Raw genomic sequence first — 19,342 nt, forward strand, 5'->3', positions numbered from 1 at the left:
TTCGAGAAGAATGCTGTTTTCCACCATATTTGAGGCATTTCACATTCTTCTCGAATAACCATAGTTCTTTAATAAACGAAGCCGGAGGAAGTAGGCGAAGCATGAACGGGCTGAAAACTGACACCATCATCAACCGCGACGCGCTCTATGCCTTGCGGGAGCTTCCAGAGGAAAGCGTACACTGTTGCGTCACAAGCCCGCCCTACTATGCGCTTAGAGATTATGGGCTTGATATGCAGATTGGGCGGGAGGACACGCCGGAGCAGTACATTGACAGGCTGACCGAGGTTTTCCGCGAGCTGCGCCGGGTACTGCGTTCTGACGGTACGCTCTGGCTGAATATCGCGGACACTTACTGCGGCACAGGAAATAAAGGCTACCATGCAGACCCGAAGAACCCGAAAGGCAGAAACGGACAGCAGATTGCAAGAAACAACCGCGTTTCCGGCTGCAAACAAAAGGACTTAATCGGTATCCCTTGGCTTTTAGCCTTTGCCCTACGCGCTGACGGGTGGTATTTACGGAGCGACATTATCTGGCAGAAAGAAAACCCCATGCCGGAGAGCGTGAAAGACCGCCCTACCCGCTGCTATGAACATATCTTTCTGCTTACGAAGTCAAAGAAATATTTCTATGACGCAGCCGCCATAGCCGAGCCGTTAGCCCCCACAACGGCGGCGCGGTACCGCACCGGGCGCAGCGCGGGACAGAAATATGCGGACGAAGTACCCGGACAGGGGAACGTACAGGGGCTTAACCGGGCGCGAAGCGGCAGCTACTACGACGAAGCCCTCATGCCGACCATGCGGAACAGGCGGGACGTGTGGCTTATCAATACCGTTCCCTACAAGGGCGGGCATTTCGCCGCGTTTCCGCCAAAACTTGCCGAAACCTGTATCAAGGCGGGCTGTCCGAAAGGCGGCGTTGTGCTTGACCCCTTTTTCGGCAGCGGCACGACGGGGGCAGCCGCAAAGCAGCTTCACAGGCATTATATAGGCATTGAGATAAACGCCGAGTATTGCGCCCTTGCAAGGGCGCGGATTGGAGGGACAGAAAAATAAAACAGTATCGAGCGCGTGAGAAAGTCACGCAGAAAATGACCCGCGAGGGGGCTGTCGAGGTAAACGCCGCCACCGGGAAAAAGAAACGTATCAGCAAGCGGATAAGGGACGCGGACTTTGCAAAGACCGAAGCCCCGCAGCAGCCGGAACAGGCAGCGCAGCCCCTACCGGGCGGCGCAACTTCCCCGCCCTTAACCGACACGCCGCCACTTCCCCATGCGCCGGGGGCAGAACGGGAACAGGACACCGCCGCAGCCGAGCGCGTCTTGGAGCGTATCGACGGGGCGCGTACCAGAAAGGCGAGCAAAAAGGCGGCGAGGAAAGCACAGGCAGAAGCCACAGCAAAAGAAAAATCTTCCCGCTTGCAGTTTACCGACGAGGAACGGGCAACGCCGGAGCTTGAAAAGTATATCCGAAAATCGGACAAAGCAGCCGACCGTCTGGACGCGGCAAAGGCGGCTATCCCCAAAGAAAAGAAACTTGTACGGGAGCGCACCTTTGACGAAGCTACCGGGAAAGGCAAGACCCGCCTACGCTTTGAGGAACGGGAAAAGCCCATAGGAAAGAATAAGCCCCACAATAACCCGCTATCCCGCCCCGCACAGGAAGCGGGTATTTTCGTCCACAACAAGATACATTCCGTTGAAAAGGACAATTCCGGCGTTGAGGGGGCGCACAAATCCGAAGAACTGGCAGAGCGCGGCGCAAAGTACGGGGCGAGGAAAGTCAAGGAGGGCTACCGCAGCCACAAGCTGAAACCCTACCGGGCGGCGGCAAAGGCAGAGAAAGCGGCGTTCAAGGCAAATGTGGATTTCCAGTACCACAAAGCCTTACATGACAATCCGCAGATTGCGAGCAATCCCCTTTCCCGCTTCATGCAGAAGCAGCAAATCAAGCGGCAGTATGCAAAGGCAGCGAAAAAAGGGGGCGCAGCCACAGCAAAAAAGGCAGCGGAGAATACAAGGAAAGCGGCAAAGAAAACCGCCGAGGAAACCAAACGGGCAATCGCTTTTGTAGGGCGGCACCCGGCGGGCGTATGTATCGCCGTTGCCGCGCTGCTCTTATTCATCATGGTATCGGCGGGGCTTTCCTCTTGCGGTTCCATGTTCTCCGGCTTGATGAACGGCATACTTGGGACTTCCTACACGTCGGAGGACAGCGACCTTGTGGCGACGGAGAACAATTACGCCGCAAAGGAAAACGAGCTTCAGCAGCAGATTGACAATATCGAAAGCACCCACCCCGGCTATGACGAATACCGCTATGACCTTGACAGTATCGGGCATAACCCCCATGAGTTAGCGTCCTACCTCACCGCCCTTTTACAGACCTACACCCCGCAGAGCGCACAGGCAGAACTAAACCGCGTCTTTGCCATGCAGTACACCTTGACGCTGACGGAAGAAACGGAAATCCGCTACCGCACAGAAACAAGCACCGACCCGGAAACAGGGGAAACGACCACCGAGGAAGTACCCTACGAGTACCATATCCTTAATGTGAAGCTGACGAACAAGCCCATTTCCGAGATTGCGGAGGAACTTCTAACGCCACAGCAGCTTGAAATGTACCGCGTCTATCTGGAAACAAGCGGAAACAAACCGCTGATTTTCGGCGGCGGCTCCCCCGATATGGGCGCGTCCGAGGATTTAAGCGGCGTACAGCTTGTAAACGGCACACGCCCCGGCAACACCGCCGTTGTAGACCTTGCAAAGCGGCAAGTCGGCAACGTGGGCGGGCGACCCTTTTGGAGCTGGTACGGATTTAACAGCCGCGTGGAATGGTGCGCCTGTTTCGTTTCATGGTGCTACAATCAAGCCGGAAAGAGCGAGCCGCGCTTTGCCGGGTGCCAGTCACAGGGCGTACCCTGGTTCCAGTCACGCGGGCAATGGGGCGCGAGGGGCTATGAGAATATCGCCCCCGGCGACGCTATCTTTTTCGACTGGGACGGGGACGGGAGCGCAGACCATGTGGGGCTTGTTATCGGAACGGACGGGGAGCGCGTCTATACCGTCGAGGGCAATTCCGGCGACGCCTGCAAGATAAAGAGCTACCCCGTCAATTACTCCTGTATCAAAGGCTATGGGCTGATGAACTGGAATTAACATATTTTTGAGCAAAGAAAGGAGAAATTTATTTATGGCTATGAACAAAATTGAACGTATCGACAGGGAGATTGCAAAGACCCGCGAGAAAATCACCGAGTACCAGAACAAATTAAGGGGGCTTGAAGCGCAGAAAACCGAAGCGGAAAACCTGCAAATCGTACAGCTTGTGCGCTCCATGCGCCTTTCCCCGCATGAGCTTTCCGCTATGCTTTCCGGGGGCGGTATTCCGGGTATGGAAGCCGCGCCGGGCTACCCCGCAGAACCCGCAGACCATGACACCGAAGAAATGGAGGACACCGAGAATGAATAAGAAAATCCTTAGAACCTTGACCGCACTTTGCGCCGCCCTTGTACTTATGGGCGGCTTTTCCGTCACCGCTTTTGCACAGACCCCGGAGGGAGAGGACGACACCAACGACAGCGGCGTTGTCTACGAGGAACCCCAAAAGGAAGAACCCCTTACCCCGGACGGGAACGCGACCCTTGTAGACGATTTCGGCGGCAACAAGCAGCTTATCACCGTAACGACCAAAAACGGCAATTACTTTTATATCCTCATTGACCGGGACGACGAGGGCGAGGACACCGTACATTTCCTTAATCAAGTGGACGAAGCCGACCTCTTAGCACTTATGGAGGACGGAAGCACCGAAGCAGCCCCGCCCGCCGTTTGCAGTTGCACCGATAAATGCGAAGCCGGAAAGGTAAATGTGAGCTGCCCTGTCTGCAAGGACAACATGACCGCTTGCAGTGGCAAGGAAGCGGAGCCGGAAACCGAGAAACCAACAGAGCAGCCCAAAGAGAAAGGCAATACAGGCGGGCTTGTGCTTTTCCTTGTCGTGGCACTTCTTGGCGGCGGGGGCGCGTTCTATTATTTTAAGTTTATGAAGCCAAAGCAGAACGTCAAGGGCGACACCGACCTTGAAGATTTCGATTTTGACGATTACGACGAGGACGAGGGGGACGGGCTTTCTGATGAAGAACAGGAGGACGAGGAAGCATGACGCTTTTCACCGAAAACCCTTTAGAAAAAATGATGGTACAAAGACCCACCGGGCGGCGTGACAGTGCGCCGCCCGTTCCAAAATCCCCGGCGTGTATGCGTTGCCCTTATAAGGCGCAATCCCCCTGTATCGGCTATTGTCTGAAACAGGCACAGGAGAAGAAGCACACCGCGCCGGAACGCTGAAAGGAGGATTTTTTCATGGCATTTAGACTTGTGATTGCAGAAAAGCCGAGCGTGGCGCAGACTATCGCCGCCGCGCTTGGCATTAAGGGGAAACAGGACGGGTATATCGAGGGCGGCGGCTGCCTCATTTCATGGTGCGTCGGGCATTTGGTACAGCTTGCGGAAGCTGCCGCCTACGGGGAACAATACAGGAAATGGCAGCTTGACAGCTTACCCATTCTGCCGGAGGAATGGCAGTACGCCGTTGACCCGGACAAGGGGAAGCAATTCAAAACCCTAAAAGAGCTTATGCACCGCGCCGACGTTTCCGAAGTGGTAAATGCGTGTGACGCGGGGCGCGAGGGAGAATTGATTTTCCGCTTTGTCTACGAAACGGCGGGCTGCAAAAAGCCCATGCGCCGCTTGTGGATTTCCTCAATGGAGGACGGGGCGATTAAGGCGGGCTTTGCTTCCCTCAAAGACGGGCGGGACTATGACGCGCTCTTTGCGTCTGCCCTCTGCCGCGCAAAGGCTGACTGGCTTATCGGCATTAACGCCACCCGGCTTTTCTCCTGCCTGTATGGAAAGACTTTGAACGTGGGGCGCGTCCAGACCCCGACCTTAAAAATGCTTACCGACCGGGACGCGGCTATCTCCCATTTCCAGAAAGAAAAATATTATCATGTGCGCCTTGATTTATCCGGCGCGGAAGCGGCAAGCGAAAGGATTTCAGACAAGGCAGAAGCCGCCGCGCTGAAAGGGGCTTGCGAAACAGAAACGGCGGTATGCGTTTCCCTCACCAGAGAGAAGAAAACCGCAGCCCCGCCGAAGCTCTTTGACCTTACCTCTTTGCAGCGGGAAGCGAACCGCATTTTCGGCTACACCGCGAAGCAGACCCTTGACCTTGCACAAGCCCTTTATGAAAAAAGACTGCTTACCTATCCGAGGACGGACAGCAGCTTTCTTACTGACGACATGGGCGGCACCGCAGCGGGCATTATCGCGCTGCTTTGCGAAAAGCTCCCCTTTATGGCGGGCGCGGACTTCACGCCGGAGGTTGCAAAGGTAACAGACAGTAAAAAAGTATCAGACCACCACGCAATCATTCCCACTATGGAGCTTGCAAAGGCTGACCCGGACGCGCTGCCGGAAAGCGAGAGAAATATCCTCACCCTTGCGGGGGCGCGTCTGCTCCTTGCCACCGCCGAGCCGCATATCTTTGAAGCGGTTACGGCGGTTTTCTCATGCGCCGATACGGAGTTTACGGTGCGGGGAAAGACTGTTATTTCTGACGGTTGGAAAGAGATGGAACGCAGATACCGGGCGACGCTGAAAGATAAGCCCGAAGCGGAGGACGGGGAAAATGCAGACGTGACGCTGCCGGAGCTTTCCGAGGGACAGGGCTTTCCTAACCCCGCCGCAAAAGTAACGGAGCATATCACAACGCCGCCGAAGCCCCACAGCGAAGCAAGCCTTTTGTCGGCTATGGAACGCGCCGGGAACGGGGACACCGACCCGGACGCGGAACGCCGGGGGCTTGGCACTCCCGCCACCCGCGCCGCCGTCATTGAAAAACTGGTAAAGGGCGGCTTTGCAGAGCGCAAAGGCAAGCAGCTTATCCCCACGCAGAATGGAGCCGCCCTTGTATCAATCTTGCCGGATATGCTCACTTCCCCGCAGCTTACCGCAGAATGGGAAAACAATCTGACGCAGATAGCAAAGGGAGCCGCAGACCCCGGCGAATTTCTGTCCGGCATTGAAGCTATGGCGCGGGAGCTTGTGCAGACACACGCCGCAGCACTGGACGGGAAAAAGGATTTGTTCCGGGAGGAAAAGCCCTCTGTCGGCAAATGCCCCCGTTGCGGCTCTCCCGTCCATGAGGGGAAGAAAAACTACTATTGCAGCAACAAAGAATGTGCCTTTGTCATGTGGAAGAATGACCGCTTTTTCGAGGAACGCAAGACCGCTTTTTCCGCGAAGATTGCCGCCGCGCTCCTTAAATCCGGCAAGGCGAATGTGAAGAAGCTCTACTCCCCGAAAACAGGCAAGACCTACGACGGAACTATCGTTCTGGCTGACACTGGCGGGAAATACGTCAACTACCGTATCGAAGTGCAGAAGAACTAAAAACTTGAATAGCAAGCATAGGAAGCGGGTACCCACTTCCGTAAATCCCTGTCCTGCCGCTGACGCGCCGGACGGGGATTTTGCTTGTTGGGAAGTTTCCCAAACCCTCTTTTTGCGGAGGGCTTCACCCTCTAAAAATTTTCATAAATCTTTGGCAGAAATGCGGGTGTACCGTAGTAGGCTATGCAGCCAAAAAATGCAGCTTATGACGCTGACGCAGAGAAAGGAGGTTTTCATTTATGGCAAGTTTACGGGACACCGTAAAGGACTATCAAGACGAGCTTAGGGACGGTATCGCATGGGTAGCGTTCTGGAAACAGGGGCGTTCATGGAACGCGGAATATTTTCATCTTGATATGGACGACACCCTCTACCCGGAGGACAGGAGCCGGTTAGAGGAAATCAAAAGCACCGACCCCGCCGCCGTTATCTTAAACGGCTATTACTGCGGGCATTTAGGCGAGGACATGAGCCTTGACGAGCTGACCGCCGGAGTGCGCTACCACTACGAAAACAGCATGAACGACATTGACGGTTTTATCGGGGCGCATGACGACAGGCTTCCCCCGGAGGTTATCGAGGAAGCGAGAGCCGCCGCCCATGAAGCGGGGCTTCCCTTTTCCGAAAAGCCCTACCGGGACGGAGAGGATTTTAACCCCTATGTATTTGACGGGAGCATGAGCATTGAAGATTTTGAGCTTATGCACCGCATGATGAACGAAGAAAGGAGCGAACAAATGGCAGAACCGATTTTAAGCGGCTATCTTTCCAATCTTGGAAAGTACACCGAGGGCAGACCCGCGGGCGAATGGGTGACGTTCCCCACGACTGCCGAACATCTGAAAGAAGTCTTTGACCGTATCGGGATTGACTTCAAGCACTACGAGGAATGGCATTTCACAGAATTTCAATCCCCTATCCCCGGCTTGACGGAACATTTAAGCGAGTATTCCCACCCCGACGAGCTGAACTATTTAGGAAAGCTCTTGGAAATGCAGTTTGACGACGACCGGGAGAAATTCATTGCAGCCATTGAATACGGCGACCATGCCGACAGCTTACAGGACATCATCAACCTTGCACAAAACCTTGACTGCTACTGGCTTTATCCGTCCGTCCACAGTGAAGAAGAATACGGGCATTATCTGGTTGACGAACTGGAAGAACCGGAGCTGTCCGACGAAGTGAAACGGTATTTCATGTATGAGGAATACGGGCGGGACGCTTCCATTAACGACGACGGTATGTTTACCGAAAAGGGCTATATCTACAACAACCGCAACACCTTTACAGAATGGTACGACGGGCGCGACGTGCCACAGGAATACCGGGTAACGCCGCAGCCCCCGCAGCCAGAACGCCCCGACCCGGAAAAAGAAGATTTTGACGCTGCCGCAATGCAGCCCGCCCTTGCTGCCGAACCGCGCCCGGTTATCCCTATTATCCCTACCGCCGACACTTCCGACGGGAAGCTGAAAGAGATTACCGCCCACCTGGAACGCGGCATTACAGAACTGTTTGACAGTGAACGCTATGCGGACTATCTGCGCGTCATGTCAAAGTTTCCAACGTACAGCTTGCGGAACACCGTCTTAATCGCCATGCAAGCCCCCGACGCTACCCATGTCATGGGCTTCAAAGCATGGAAAGACCCGCTTATCAACCGCCATGTAAAGGCAGATGAAAAGGGAATACGGATTATCGCCCCTACCGAAAAGACCATACGGAAGCAGGTGGAAAAACTTGACCCGGACACGCAGCAGCCCATAATCGGCGCGGACGGAAAGCCCGTCACCGAAGTACAGGAAATCAAGATACCGAAGTTTATTGTCGTTTCTGTCTTTGACGTGGCGCAGACCGAGGGAAAGGAGCTGCCCACCCTTGCCGCCGAGCTGACGGGCAATGTGGAACAGTACCCGGATTTTTTCGCCGCCCTTGAAAAAACGTCGCCCTTTGCCGTTGGCTTTGACGAACTGACAGGCAGCATAAAAGGACGCTGCAACTATGAGGAAAGAAAAATCATCATCAACGAGGGCATGAGCGAATTACAGAATATCAAGACCGCTATCCATGAAATCGCCCATGCGACGCTGCATGATACCGCTATCGACGCGCCGGAACGCCCCGACCGCCGCACCCGCGAGGTACAGGCTGAAAGTATCGCCTTTACCGTCTGCCAACATTACGGGCTTGACACGTCGGATTATTCTTTCGGCTATGTCGCCGGGTGGAGCAGCGGACGGGAGCTTGCCGAGCTGAAAAGCTCTCTTGAAATCATCAAAAGCACCGCTGCAAAGCTGATTGAAGCCATTGACGGACATTTTGCGGAAATCCAAAAGGAACAGGCAAAAGGACAGGCACAGGCGCAGCCCGAAGCAGTAACAGAGCCGCCGGAAACCCCCGCGCCGGAGCAGCCCGAAGCAGCCCCACAGAAACAAGCGGACACAGCACAGGAAACCCGCAGCGAAACCCCACAGGAAACCGCCACAACACAGGAAACGCAGCAAGCCGCCGCCCCCTACTATTCTATCAACGAAACCGCCGCCCGCCGCGCAAAAGATATGAACAGCTTTTACGATTACAAACCGGGCAGCGCAACGGCAGAATACCGCAGCTACATTGACGAAGCCGTACAAATCGCGGAACGGCAGAAAAAACGTGTTGACCCTATGTACCATGAAAAGATTGACAGTCTGCTTGACACTTATGCCCGGAAACTGGCGGCGAATATGAACAAGGGCTATGAAATTGCGGGGCGCGTTCCCTCTATCTTGATTGCCGGAGGTTCCAACTTCCCCACAAGGAAGAAAGAAAAGCAGAACGCCGCCACTGACCGGAATATGCAGGAATACCGGGACATACAGGGCTTGCTTGATAAAATCCGCAGCACAGGAATGGGCGGTATCAGCGCGGACGACCCGCAAGCAGTCGAGAAACTTCAAAAGAAACTTGCGGGACTGGAAAAATCACAGGAAACCATGAAAGCAGTCAACGCCTATTACCGCAAGCATAAGACCCTTGACGGTTGCCCGCATTTACCGCCGGAGCAGCTTGAAAAGCTGAAAGCGGATATGTCGAGCCAATGGCATTTGGGGGATAAGCCTTTCGCGTCATGGGCGTTATCCAACAACAACGCAGAAATCCGGCGCGTCAAAGACCGCATTAAATCCCTCTCACAGACAAAAGAAATCGGTTTTGTCGGTTGGGAGTTTGAGGGCGGCAGAGTGGAAGCAAACACCGAAGCAAACCGTCTGCAAATCTTTTTTGACGGGAAGCCCGACGAAGCGACGCGGACAGAACTGAAAAGCAATGGTTTTCGGTGGTCACCCAAAGCCGAAGCATGGCAGCGGCAGCTAACCAATAATGCCTATTATGCGGCAGACTATGTGAAATCCATTCAGCCCCTTACCGGGGAAAAGCCCACTGATTTACTGCGGGCGCATATCCGCGGCCAAAAGGAAGCGGCACAGGCGCAGCCCCCACAGGAGTACATCTATCAAGTACACGCGAACCCCCGCAGCGACAGCCGGGAAAATCTTTCTATTCTGCAAGCATACGTTCCACAGGAGGACGGGAAAGCCAAAATAGGCGACGTTCTGTATATCGGCACACCCGAAAAATGCCGCGAGCTTATGGGGCAACTGAACGCCGGGGAACTGACACAGGCAGAGGTAAAAGAACTTTACGCAAAAGCACAGGAAACGGCGCAGACCGCCGGACAGGACAAAGACACCTTTTCCATTTACCAGATAAAAGACGGGGACGAAACAAGGGATTTCCGCTTTGAGCCTTACGACCGCCTGCAGGCGGCGGGGAATGTGGTTGACAGGGCGAACTATGAGCTTGTCTATTCCGCGCCCCTTGCGCCGGAAACTTCCCTTGAAGATATTTACGCCCGTTTCAATATCGACCACCCCAAAGATTTTAAGGGACACAGCCTTTCCGTTTCGGACGTGGTAGTGCTTCATCAGGACGGACAGGACGCGGCGCATTTCGTTGACAGTGTAGGTTTCCGGGAAGTGCCGGAGTTTTTACAGGAGCAGAAGCAGCTTACCCCGGACGACTTGGAAACGGGCGAAACTGTCAAGACACCGAGAGGGACTTTCCATGTAACCGCCATGAGCCGGGAGCAGATAGAAGCCGCCGGATATGGCTTTCACCACCAGTCGGACGACGGAAAGTATCTGATTATGGGGAATGGGACGCGGGCGTTTGCCGTTGCCGCAGAACAGGCGCAGCGGGACAATCCCTTGAAAACCGCCGAGCAGACCACAGAGCAGAACGGGAACATGATTGACGGTATCATCAACAACACCCCCACCGTTGACGAACTGGAAGCAAAGGTAAAGGCGGGCGAGCAGATTTCCCTTGTTGACCTGGCTAACGCTGTCAAAGCCGACAAGGAGCGCGGCAAGGGAGCGAAGCCGGAAAAGAAGCCCTCTATCCGGGCGCAGCTTAGAGCCGACAAGGAAAAGGCACAGAAGAAAAACGCAAAGCAGAAGTCACAGGACTTGGAAAGGAGCTGACCCATGCCGGAACAGAGCAAATTTGAAAACATGGATTTGTTTGCTTCCCTTGAAGCGATTATGAAGCAGAACACAGGCTTTTACCAGAGCGACTTAGACATTGACAAAGAGATTATCGCAAAGGCGGCGGCAAGCCCCCACAGGGAGGACAAAACACTTTTGTGGTTCTGCCGCCCGTCCGGGACGCACTGTTTCCGGGAGCGCGACGTTTTCCTCAAAGACACCGCGCCCCACAACACATGGCGTTTCTACATGGAGCAGACAAGCGACCGCGTTCTTGCCTATGCAATCGAGCTGACGGGAAAGGAGCGCGGGAAAATCAAGGGCAATCTGTACGAACTGGACTACACTAAACATTATGAGCGCGTCAAGGAAAAGGAACTGCCCGCCGATACGGTGAAGCTGATTTATGAGCGAGGGGAAAGGGAGATACCCGCCGGACGGTTCTTCAACGGCAACCCAGACCCGCAGCTTGGGAAGTTTGAACGCTTTGAAGCCGTACCCAACGACCCGGACGCGCTGCAAGCTCTTTTACAGGAAGAACGGCGCAGCCGGGAGCAGCTTTCGCCGGGGGATTTCAAGGCGCATATCGCCGCTTTGCGGGACGGGCTGATTGAAACGGAAGCGCGGCGCATTGTGCGGGAAATGAAGCGGCATTACGAGCCGAACAGCCCGAACAAGACCCATTTCATGGCAGAGCTTTCCCCGGCGTTCATGCGGCTTGCAACCACAAAGGACACTGACCGCCTTTTCTCCATGCTGCCCTATAAGACCCTTTCCTTTTCCAAAATCGAGGGCAGACATGGGACGTATGCGCTGATTGACAAAGGGGAGAACCGGGACAGGGAGATAAGGAAGCCCCGCCCCTCTATCCGGGCGCAGCTTAAAGCGGACAAGGCAAAGACCACCCCGAAAAAGGCGGCGGCGAAAACAAAAAATCACGATATGGAGGTATGAGCATGATTAGACTGACTGTTGAAGAAACAAACCTTTTGAGCATTTACAACGAGGGCGGCAAGCGGGCTTTGATTGAGAATGTCAACGCCGCGCTGCCCTACATGGACGCGGATATGCGGGAGCTTGCAAAGCGCACCCTTTCCAAAGTGGACGCTTTGACCGAAGCGGAATTTGCGGAGCTTCCCATTTACGCCGCTGATGAAGTATGAACGGGGTTAAGCGGCTGACGCCGACCCAGAGCCGGAAAGTCAACGCTCTTGTGCGCCGGACGTGCTGCAACTATGATAACGGGAACTGTATCTTACTGGACGACGGGGACGAGTGCGTATGTCCGCAGCTCATTTCCTATTCGCTTCTCTGCAAGTGGTTCCGGGTTGCGGTGCTTCCCGCCGACAGGCTGCTCTATGCGGAGCTTTACCAGACAGGGGACAAGAAGAAGTGTACCGAGTGCGGCGCGTTCTTTGCGTCAACCTCTAACAGTGTCAAATACTGCCCCGTCTGCCGGAAGCGTATCACCCGCAGACAAGCCGCCGAGCGCATGAGGAAAAGACGCGCCCCTGTTACGCAGTAGGTGCGGAAAATCCCTTGATTTACAGGGCTTTCCGGGCGTGAAAATCGGATAGGCGATACTTTATACCTTTACCCCCGAAAATGGCGTTCTACTGCGTAACATTCACGAAAGCAGCACCCATAAAAAGACAGGGCGGCGGAAGTCATATACTGACTTCCGCGCCCTGTTCTTTTTTTGCCTATCTGACATTTCTCTTTTCCATTTCTTCAAGCGGGAACTGTGGGAGGGCTTCTATCAGCTTCTTTGTGATAGACTGGCGCATATCTTCGTTGATTTCCTGTTTCGTGCTTCCGTCCGGCTGTCTGACCGCTACCGTCGATAGCCTGTCGATTTCGTCCTTGTAGCACTCCACGACTTTCTCCACCGCCCATTTTTCCCCGGCGACGGCGGCGCGTATGGTTTCATATTCCGGCATTTTCTGGTTTTCCATGCTTCAACGCTCCTGTCTGTATTTGATAGCCTTATCATAGCACAGCGGCGGGGATTTTGCTATCCTTATCCGCGCTCTGTTCCCTTTTCCCGTTCCGGCTGCCTGTCTGCCTGTAAAATGCTGTCAATGTTCTGCTTGATAATATCATACTCCCGGACTTTCTTTTTCAGCTTCCCATAATCGGCGTAAAGGGCTTCTTTCTGCGCTTGGAGGGCTTCATATTCCGATTGCAGCGCGGCAAGGTTCGGGAGCTTTGCAATGCCAGCCGCTTTCAGCGACCTTGCGGCGGCTTCATGGAGGATAATTGCCTGTTCCTGTCCGGCGCGGTACTTCTCCCTGTTCCTTGCCTTGCGGTATGCGTCATAGACGGGCTTTGTCTTTTGGTAGGTGGAAACATTCTTGATAAGCACCGCCATGTCCGCAAGCCGCTTTTCCGCGTTCTTCAATGCGTCTGCCGCCTGTCCGCTTTCCGCTGACATTTCCTCAATCCGGCTGACTAAATCCGCGTACTGTTCAATCTTGTGTTCCGTCAAGAAATTCATGGTTTTAGCTGCCTGTTTCAGATTGTGGATTTTCGCCCACTGTTCATAGCCCTTACTCTGCGCCGCCTTGATACTGTTCTCAATGTCGATAAGCAGCGACACGCCGCGCTGTTCTCTGGGAGCTTTCGCCGCTTTTGCCCGTCTGCCCGCTATCCGTTCCCTTATGGCTTCCTCTGTATAGTCTGCGCCGAGGGTTTTAAGACGTGTGAAGCGTTCCTGTCCGGGGGCGCGGCATGACACATATTTCCCCGGCTTTATCTCATAGCCCGCCGCCTGTAACCGCGTTAGCAATTCCTCAAAACTGGAAACTTGGGGGATAAGCGCGTCAAGGGCGGTTTTCAGCTTGCCTTTCCAACTTGTACCCGTCTTTTCTGCCTGGTACTCTGCATAGCTTTTTCCCTTGCTGCCCTTGCCGGGAACGACGACGGACAAGCCATTTTCCCGGCACAGCTTGTCGCTCATGTTCCGTATGCCGTAATAGCTCCTTTTGTTGGAATTGTATTTGTGGTGGTCTACAAAATTAACAGCGCAGAAAATGATATGGTTATGGACGTGTCCTTTGTCAATATGCGTCGTGAGTACATATTCATGCTGCCCCTTTGTTACCGCGTCGGCAAGCTGCTTTCCGATTTCATGGGCTTTCTGATAATCGACTTCCCCCGGCTCAAATGATTGTATCAGATGAAAGGCTAAATTGTTCCCCTTTTGGAGTGCTTGGGACAAGGTATATTCAAATTCAATATCTGCCGTTTCATAGGAGCAGCCGAAAGAGGACACAAGCATTTTTCCGTCCGTCTTGTCCGGGTTTTCGATATAGTCAAGGGCTTTGCTTAGAGTGCTTTTAATAGGCTTAATCTTTGTAACCGCCATATCTCCGCAAGCACCCCCTTTATTTCCTCTATGTCCTCTTGGTATGCGTTCCCCGTCGCGTTTACGCGGCGTGCTATCTGGTTGACGTTGACACCGATTTTCTGTATCTCTGCGGTCATTGCCTTTATATCGGCGTGGTCTATCTGAATAATATAACCGTCAATGGCAATCTTCCGCAGATACGCCGCCATGTTCCGGGTGGGTACGAGCTTCATTTTTTCCAGTATTAAATCCCGTTCCGCTTCCGTCACTCTGAATTTGATTTGCACCGTCCTTTTGCGTCCGTCCATGTATTCGCTCCTTTCTTTTCCGTTCCGAGGGTTTGGGACACTTCCCAACAAGCCATTTTCAACCGACGCGCCGCAGCGCGGGAGGGAAAAATACGGAAGTGGGTTCCCGCTTCCTATGCTTGCTACGAATGTTTTATCCTTTAGGCTCTTATCCCTTACTACGGAGAAAAAGCGATTTTGCCAAACTTCCGCAAAAGAAAAACGCTGCAATCTCAAAAAAGATTACAACGCTCTCTAAATACTGTTCAGTTTTAAGCCGGACATTCCTATTCGCCCTCTTTTTCGACTTCGGAAATCTCTTTTGCCGTTGCGGTCACAATCCGTATGCCTGTATCGCTCATACCGTCAAGGAGCGCGTCAAGCTGCCGCCGCTTTGTGTTCTTTGCGGCGGGCGTGTCTAACAAGAATTGGTCTACGGATATATGGTAACGCTGTATCAGCTCAAAGAATATCTGTAAACTTGGGTGCTGCCCCTTGTTCTCAATGTTCGCAAGGTAGCGCGGCGAGATAAACATTTCGTCGCTTACTTTCTTGCGGCTCTCCTTGCGCCCTGTTCGCGCTGCCTTTATCGCTGCCCCAAAAGCCTTGAAGTCGTATTTCGGTACTGGTCTTTTTGCCATAGTTATTCACCCTATTACATTTTACTGTTCACCTTTCTTCTTGGATATGTCTATACCGTTCTATCAGTTAGCCAAAATAATTCATAATTCTTTGCGGAAGAAGCCTTGTGTTTATTCGGCTAACCGTATATAATTATAGCGATAGAACTTATAGAAAGGGTGAATGAAAATGTTAGAGTATATTTCTGCCCCGGAAGCAGCGAAGAAATGGGGCATTTCAGAAAGACGGGTACAAAAGCTATGTGAGGAAAACCGCATACCCGGCGTGGCAAAATTCAGCCGTATGTGGCTGATACCAAAGGACGCGGAGAAACCGACCGATAAAAGACGAAAAAATTTCAAATCTACACAATAGATTCAAATTACCCTGTTACAATTACGGTTAGGAGGTGCGCTATGAGTAAAATCTTAATTGTTGAGGACGATTTATCTATACAGGCATTGCTACATGACTTTATACAGGAAGCCGGGTATAGTGTTGTACTGGCGGCTGACGGTGTGGAAGCCCTTGCGAAGTTTTCCGAACAGAGCTTTGATTTGATACTGCTTGATATTATGCTTCCAAAAATTGACGGTTTTGGTGTTTGCGAAGTTATCCGGCAAAAATCAGATGTGCCTATTATCATGCTTACGGCATTAGACGACGAGGGGAACCAGCTTAAAGGCTTGGACTTGCAAGCAGACGATTATATCACAAAGCCGTTTTCCATGCCTGTACTGTTGCGGAAAATCGCCGCTGTCCTACGCCGTTCATCAAAGCAGAATGATATTCCGCAGACTTTTGCGTATAAGGATTTAACACTGGATTTAGAGGGGTACAAGGTTTATACAAAGGAAGAAAGCATTGATTTAACGCCCCGCGAGTTTGAAATACTGCGGGAGCTGCTGATACACAAGGGCAGAATTTTAACGCGGCAAAATCTGTTACAGACACTTTGGAAGTATGAGTTTTTCGGAGAAGAACGGATTGTTGACACACACATAAAGAACTTACGGAAAAAACTTGGTGCTGCTGACTACATAGAAACGATTAGAGGGGTGGGATATAGAATTGATAAAGAAGATTAAGAGTAAATTGTCGGTAAAAGTTTTTCTGATTACATCAATACTTATGGTGGCTTGTTGCTCTGTAACATATTTGTGTATAGCCCACTTTGCCCCATATATTTATTCCCATGATTTAGCGGAAGTGAAAGAATTTGCTGATATGTTATCAGATGAATTATCTCATATCCCTAAAGAGGAAGTGCAATATTTCATTCAAGGGTATAATGATATTCTTACAAAGCAGTATGATGATGAATTTGCTTTTCACCTGTTTCAAAACTCTGGCAATGAAATAGCCTTATCAGACTTAAATAAATTTACTGGCAATAAAATTGATGATTATAAAAGCACAGATACGACAGAGGAATATGAAATATCATTTGCGGACAGCACAGAAGCATATATTTTATTGCTTACCAAAAATACCAACAAAGAAAGTCAAGTGGTTTTAGCACTTCAAAAGACGCTTCCTATATTGAGCGTTGCTATTTTATTGGTATCTGTAATTGCTGCTTTTTTCTATACTTGGTATATGACAAAGCCAATTAAAAAGATAAGCAAATTATCAAAGCAAATGGCTGATATGGATTTTAGCGGTTTATGCCCTACTAACCGTACAGACGAAATAGGGGTGCTTTCTCATAGCTTAAATGACCTGTCAAAGAAACTGGCGGCTGCTCTTTCAGAGTTACAGGAAGCCAACCAAAAGTTACAAGCTGATATTGACATGGAAAGGCGGCTTGAAAAACAACGGTTAGAATTTTTTGCAGCAGCTTCCCATGAATTAAAAACGCCTATCACCATTATCAAAGGACAGCTTCAAGGTATGCTCTATCAAGTGGGACGCTATAAAGACCGGGAAACGTATCTTGCACAGTCTTTGGAAATTACGGACACTTTAGGGAAAATGGTACAAGAGCTTCTAACAATATCCCGATTAGATACTCCGGGTTATACTTGCAAAAAAAGCAATCTTAATCTTAGCAATTTCATAATTGACCGCGTTACATCGTTTGAAGATTTATTCATGCAAAAGGATTTGATAGTTGAACAATCCATATCCCCAGAGATTTATATTTTAGGCGATATGCAGCTACTCCAAAAAGCATTGGATAATCTTTTAGGAAATGCGGCGGCGTATTCGGGAGCCGGAAATCAAGTATTGATAAAGTTATGGAAAGAAACTGAAACAACCACCCTTACGATTGAGAATACAGGCGCATATATTCCCGACGAAGCTATTTCCAAATTGTTTGAACCATTTTATAGGGTAGACCAGTCAAGAAACAGGCAAACAGGCGGCACAGGATTAGGATTATATATTGTAAAAACGATTCTTGATTTGCATGGTGCGAAAATTGAAATTGCTAATACTATTCAAGGTGTTATCGTTTCCGTACAGTTTTAGCACTTATATTTCAAAGGCGGCGAGCTTTTTCAGCTTGCCGCTTTTTCTATCTCCACATAAAAAACATATTCAATACAAAATAGATTCAAGTTAGGGCTGTATTCTTTAACTGTACCCGGAAAGGGTAACAGAAAGGAGCTTCTACTATGAAGAAATATTTAACAATCATTCTTGCCACCCTTTTAACCATGAGTGTGTTTACAGGGTGTGCAGAGCGAAGTAGTTCGCCGGAGCAAAACAACGTATCAACCACCGATTCCCCTATTGCTACTTCTGAACCGGGGGAAATGCCGGACAATTCCTTTAGTAAAGAGGAATATCAAAAATTGTTGGCTCTGCAATTGGACGGTTATGAGGATATGACTGTTTCAGATTATCGGAGCCATATTGCAAAGTTGACAGATACAACAGAATACGGAGATTTGTTGGAAAGGTTTTGGAAAAGTCAAATCCTCTACGGGGCGAAAGATACCGACACAACAGCTTCATTCTTGTTTTATGTGCTGCCACTTGCAGGAGATGAATGGGAAACCCAAAATTTCAGCGAGGAAGTGAGGACTTCTAATTCAGCAGATAGCGCAAGGTTGGAATATTCATTTTCCTTAACTATTTTAGACGCTGATACGCTTACTATTCGGGAATACAATACTACCCGCTTAAATGTGATAAAGGGTATCCAGGATATATTAGGCGATAAGACAGCCCCGGAATTGCAGAATACTAATTCCATATTGGCTGATATTCAAAGCAATACGGATAATCTGATTGAACAATTAAAAACAGAAGAAATTGAAATCTCCATTGAATACGCATATTTTCCGGCTTCCGTACAGGGCATAGACAAAGAAAACGGTCAATCGCAAGGAAACAGCGAACGGGAAACCCGCGTATATTCCAATGGTACGGAAGAAGATTATCGTTCTCTATTCACTTTGAAAACGCCCGATTATCAGAATACGCCAATCAAGGATTTTAACACTTCTTTGTTGGCGTGGGCGAATGAAAATCGTGAAAGAATGGAAAGAATTGATGAAGATACTAAATTCAATGACTTTTCCGTTACTTTGACCGCCGAGGAACTTTCTTTTGTGAGGTTGACGGTATTTTTATCCGGCATGGAGAATGGCAAAGCGATTCAGGGCAGCTACACCAAAACAGAATTGAATCCTTACTATGGTGAATATCTGCCGGAAAAAATCACCAGTGGGAGCCTTGATGTGGCAAGGTGTAATTTATTCTATCAATTTTCTTACCGCATTTCAGAAACAGAAACAGTCACAGTCGGTGAACGTGACCGCCAAATTGAAAAAATGATAAATGCGGTACAAACATTTTGGGACGATATGGACGTTGAAAGTGCATTGAAAATGAGCGAAAGCGATATAGTGAAAAAACTTGAAGAGATTGCAGCCATATATACCACAGACCATATAACTATCACTATCAACAAAGACCAAATCCATTTTGAACGCATGGACGAAAGGGCATATAGAAATTAACAGATACAGACCCTTTTTTGAGGTAACAAACATCTACACTTTTTATTATCTGCCAGACGACGGCAAAGAAAAAAAGCCGTCGCAGAGCAGAGGTATTTTCACACGCCTATTCCTCAAC

At 50.8% G+C, this 19,342-nt stretch carries 18 protein-coding genes; 14 read left to right on the top strand and 4 right to left on the bottom strand.

The genetic code is table 11. The features are described from left to right. Positions 1-101 precede the first annotated feature (101 nt). The 10 genes from D1641_RS13555 to D1641_RS13600 all read left to right on the top strand — a co-directional run bounded on the left by D1641_RS13555 (position 102) and on the right by D1641_RS13600 (position 12,518). Positions 102-1,061 (top strand): site-specific DNA-methyltransferase, encoded by a 960-nt coding sequence (locus tag D1641_RS13555; RefSeq protein WP_160666593.1) that lies wholly within the window; start codon positions 102-104, stop codon positions 1,059-1,061. A gap of 35 nt (positions 1,062-1,096) precedes the next feature. Continuing rightward, on the top strand, positions 1,097-3,166 hold the full coding sequence (locus D1641_RS13560) for a CHAP domain-containing protein (protein ID WP_160666595.1): 2,070 nt from the start codon (positions 1,097-1,099) through the stop codon (positions 3,164-3,166). A 34-nt stretch (positions 3,167-3,200) separates the two neighbouring features. Next, positions 3,201-3,479: a DUF4315 family protein gene (locus tag D1641_RS13565; RefSeq protein ID WP_002585095.1), complete on the top strand. Its 279-nt coding sequence runs from the start codon at positions 3,201-3,203 to the stop codon at positions 3,477-3,479. Then, positions 3,472-4,173: a DUF4366 domain-containing protein gene (locus tag D1641_RS13570; RefSeq protein WP_002585094.1), complete on the top strand. Its 702-nt coding sequence runs from the start codon at positions 3,472-3,474 to the stop codon at positions 4,171-4,173. The genes D1641_RS13565 and D1641_RS13570 overlap by 8 nt, the downstream gene beginning before the upstream one ends. After that, a complete protein-coding gene (locus tag D1641_RS13575) occupies positions 4,170-4,358 on the top strand; it encodes a hypothetical protein (RefSeq protein WP_002569177.1) in 189 nt (62 codons plus the stop codon). The genes D1641_RS13570 and D1641_RS13575 overlap by 4 nt, the downstream gene beginning before the upstream one ends. A 15-nt stretch (positions 4,359-4,373) precedes the next feature. Further along, on the top strand, positions 4,374-6,464 hold the full coding sequence (locus D1641_RS13580; RefSeq protein ID WP_160666597.1) for a DNA topoisomerase 3: 2,091 nt from the start codon (positions 4,374-4,376) through the stop codon (positions 6,462-6,464). Between the two features lie 239 nt (positions 6,465-6,703). Next, positions 6,704-10,990, top strand: a complete 4,287-nt coding sequence (locus D1641_RS13585) for an antirestriction protein ArdA (protein WP_160666599.1) — start codon at positions 6,704-6,706, stop codon at positions 10,988-10,990. Between the two features lie 3 nt (positions 10,991-10,993). After that, the gene (locus D1641_RS13590) at positions 10,994-11,947 is read left to right on the top strand and encodes a hypothetical protein (protein ID WP_160666601.1); all 954 of its coding nucleotides are present in this window, start codon (positions 10,994-10,996) and stop codon (positions 11,945-11,947) included. A gap of 2 nt (positions 11,948-11,949) precedes the next feature. Continuing rightward, entirely contained in the window at positions 11,950-12,156 is a 207-nt protein-coding gene (locus tag D1641_RS13595; RefSeq protein WP_002569181.1) for a transposon-transfer assisting family protein, read from the top strand. Then, positions 12,153-12,518, top strand: coding sequence for a cysteine-rich VLP domain-containing protein (locus tag D1641_RS13600; RefSeq protein WP_160666603.1), 366 nt, complete (start codon positions 12,153-12,155; stop codon positions 12,516-12,518). Before D1641_RS13595 ends, D1641_RS13600 begins: the two co-directional genes overlap by 4 nt. A 178-nt stretch (positions 12,519-12,696) precedes the next feature. On the opposite strand, the gene D1641_RS13605 is transcribed toward D1641_RS13600, so the two are convergent. From D1641_RS13605 to D1641_RS13620, 4 genes are all read right to left on the bottom strand, one after another. Beyond that, entirely contained in the window at positions 12,697-12,948 is a 252-nt protein-coding gene (locus D1641_RS13605; RefSeq protein WP_160666605.1) for a helix-turn-helix domain-containing protein, read from the bottom strand. Positions 12,949-13,013: 65 nt separating this feature from the next. Further along, positions 13,014-14,360, bottom strand: coding sequence for a relaxase/mobilization nuclease domain-containing protein (locus tag D1641_RS13610; protein ID WP_160666607.1), 1,347 nt, complete (start codon positions 14,358-14,360; stop codon positions 13,014-13,016). Next, positions 14,321-14,650 (bottom strand): plasmid mobilization relaxosome protein MobC, encoded by a 330-nt coding sequence (mobC, locus tag D1641_RS13615; RefSeq protein ID WP_002569185.1) that lies wholly within the window; start codon positions 14,648-14,650, stop codon positions 14,321-14,323. Before mobC ends, D1641_RS13610 begins: the two co-directional genes overlap by 40 nt. A 266-nt stretch (positions 14,651-14,916) precedes the next feature. Beyond that, positions 14,917-15,270 carry a helix-turn-helix transcriptional regulator gene (locus D1641_RS13620; RefSeq protein ID WP_160666609.1) on the bottom strand — a complete coding sequence of 118 codons (354 nt, stop codon included), beginning with the start codon at positions 15,268-15,270 and terminating at the stop codon, positions 14,917-14,919. A 169-nt stretch (positions 15,271-15,439) separates the two neighbouring features. On the opposite strand from D1641_RS13620, the gene D1641_RS13625 reads away from it, so the two are divergent. The 4 genes from D1641_RS13625 to D1641_RS13640 all read left to right on the top strand — a co-directional run bounded on the left by D1641_RS13625 (position 15,440) and on the right by D1641_RS13640 (position 19,224). Continuing rightward, on the top strand, positions 15,440-15,625 hold the full coding sequence (locus D1641_RS13625) for a helix-turn-helix domain-containing protein (protein ID WP_120479177.1): 186 nt from the start codon (positions 15,440-15,442) through the stop codon (positions 15,623-15,625). A gap of 41 nt (positions 15,626-15,666) precedes the next feature. Further along, a complete protein-coding gene (locus tag D1641_RS13630; RefSeq protein WP_160666611.1) occupies positions 15,667-16,338 on the top strand; it encodes a response regulator transcription factor in 672 nt (223 codons plus the stop codon). Beyond that, a complete protein-coding gene (locus D1641_RS13635) occupies positions 16,322-17,725 on the top strand; it encodes a HAMP domain-containing sensor histidine kinase (RefSeq protein WP_160666613.1) in 1,404 nt (467 codons plus the stop codon). The genes D1641_RS13630 and D1641_RS13635 overlap by 17 nt, the downstream gene beginning before the upstream one ends. Before the next feature lie 146 nt (positions 17,726-17,871). Further along, positions 17,872-19,224, top strand: coding sequence for a hypothetical protein (locus tag D1641_RS13640; RefSeq protein ID WP_160666615.1), 1,353 nt, complete (start codon positions 17,872-17,874; stop codon positions 19,222-19,224). The last annotated feature ends 118 nt before the right edge of the window (positions 19,225-19,342 follow it).

The organism is Colidextribacter sp. OB.20 (assembly GCF_009911595.1).
Taxonomy (GTDB): Bacteria; Bacillota; Clostridia; order Oscillospirales; family Oscillospiraceae; genus Lawsonibacter.

Bases quoted from the DNA above. Each gene is read 5' to 3' on its own strand.
- D1641_RS13595 (WP_002569181.1), top strand. From the start codon at position 11,950: ATGATTAGACTGACTGTTGAAGAAACAAACCTTTTGAGCATTTACAAC.
- D1641_RS13565 (WP_002585095.1), top strand. From the start codon at position 3,201: ATGGCTATGAACAAAATTGAACGTATCGACAGGGAGATTGCAAAGACC.
- D1641_RS13580 (WP_160666597.1), top strand. From the start codon at position 4,374: ATGGCATTTAGACTTGTGATTGCAGAAAAGCCGAGCGTGGCGCAGACT.
- D1641_RS13620 (WP_160666609.1), bottom strand. From the start codon at position 15,270: ATGGCAAAAAGACCAGTACCGAAATACGACTTCAAGGCTTTTGGGGCA.
- D1641_RS13590 (WP_160666601.1), top strand. From the start codon at position 10,994: ATGCCGGAACAGAGCAAATTTGAAAACATGGATTTGTTTGCTTCCCTT.
- D1641_RS13610 (WP_160666607.1), bottom strand. From the start codon at position 14,360: ATGGCGGTTACAAAGATTAAGCCTATTAAAAGCACTCTAAGCAAAGCC.
- D1641_RS13585 (WP_160666599.1), top strand. From the start codon at position 6,704: ATGGCAAGTTTACGGGACACCGTAAAGGACTATCAAGACGAGCTTAGG.
- D1641_RS13640 (WP_160666615.1), top strand. From the start codon at position 17,872: ATGAAGAAATATTTAACAATCATTCTTGCCACCCTTTTAACCATGAGT.
- D1641_RS13555 (WP_160666593.1), top strand. From the start codon at position 102: ATGAACGGGCTGAAAACTGACACCATCATCAACCGCGACGCGCTCTAT.
- D1641_RS13575 (WP_002569177.1), top strand. From the start codon at position 4,170: ATGACGCTTTTCACCGAAAACCCTTTAGAAAAAATGATGGTACAAAGA.
- D1641_RS13560 (WP_160666595.1), top strand. From the start codon at position 1,097: ATGACCCGCGAGGGGGCTGTCGAGGTAAACGCCGCCACCGGGAAAAAG.
- D1641_RS13625 (WP_120479177.1), top strand. From the start codon at position 15,440: ATGTTAGAGTATATTTCTGCCCCGGAAGCAGCGAAGAAATGGGGCATT.
- D1641_RS13630 (WP_160666611.1), top strand. From the start codon at position 15,667: ATGAGTAAAATCTTAATTGTTGAGGACGATTTATCTATACAGGCATTG.
- D1641_RS13605 (WP_160666605.1), bottom strand. From the start codon at position 12,948: ATGGAAAACCAGAAAATGCCGGAATATGAAACCATACGCGCCGCCGTC.
- D1641_RS13570 (WP_002585094.1), top strand. From the start codon at position 3,472: ATGAATAAGAAAATCCTTAGAACCTTGACCGCACTTTGCGCCGCCCTT.
- D1641_RS13600 (WP_160666603.1), top strand. From the start codon at position 12,153: ATGAACGGGGTTAAGCGGCTGACGCCGACCCAGAGCCGGAAAGTCAAC.
- mobC (WP_002569185.1), bottom strand. From the start codon at position 14,650: ATGGACGGACGCAAAAGGACGGTGCAAATCAAATTCAGAGTGACGGAA.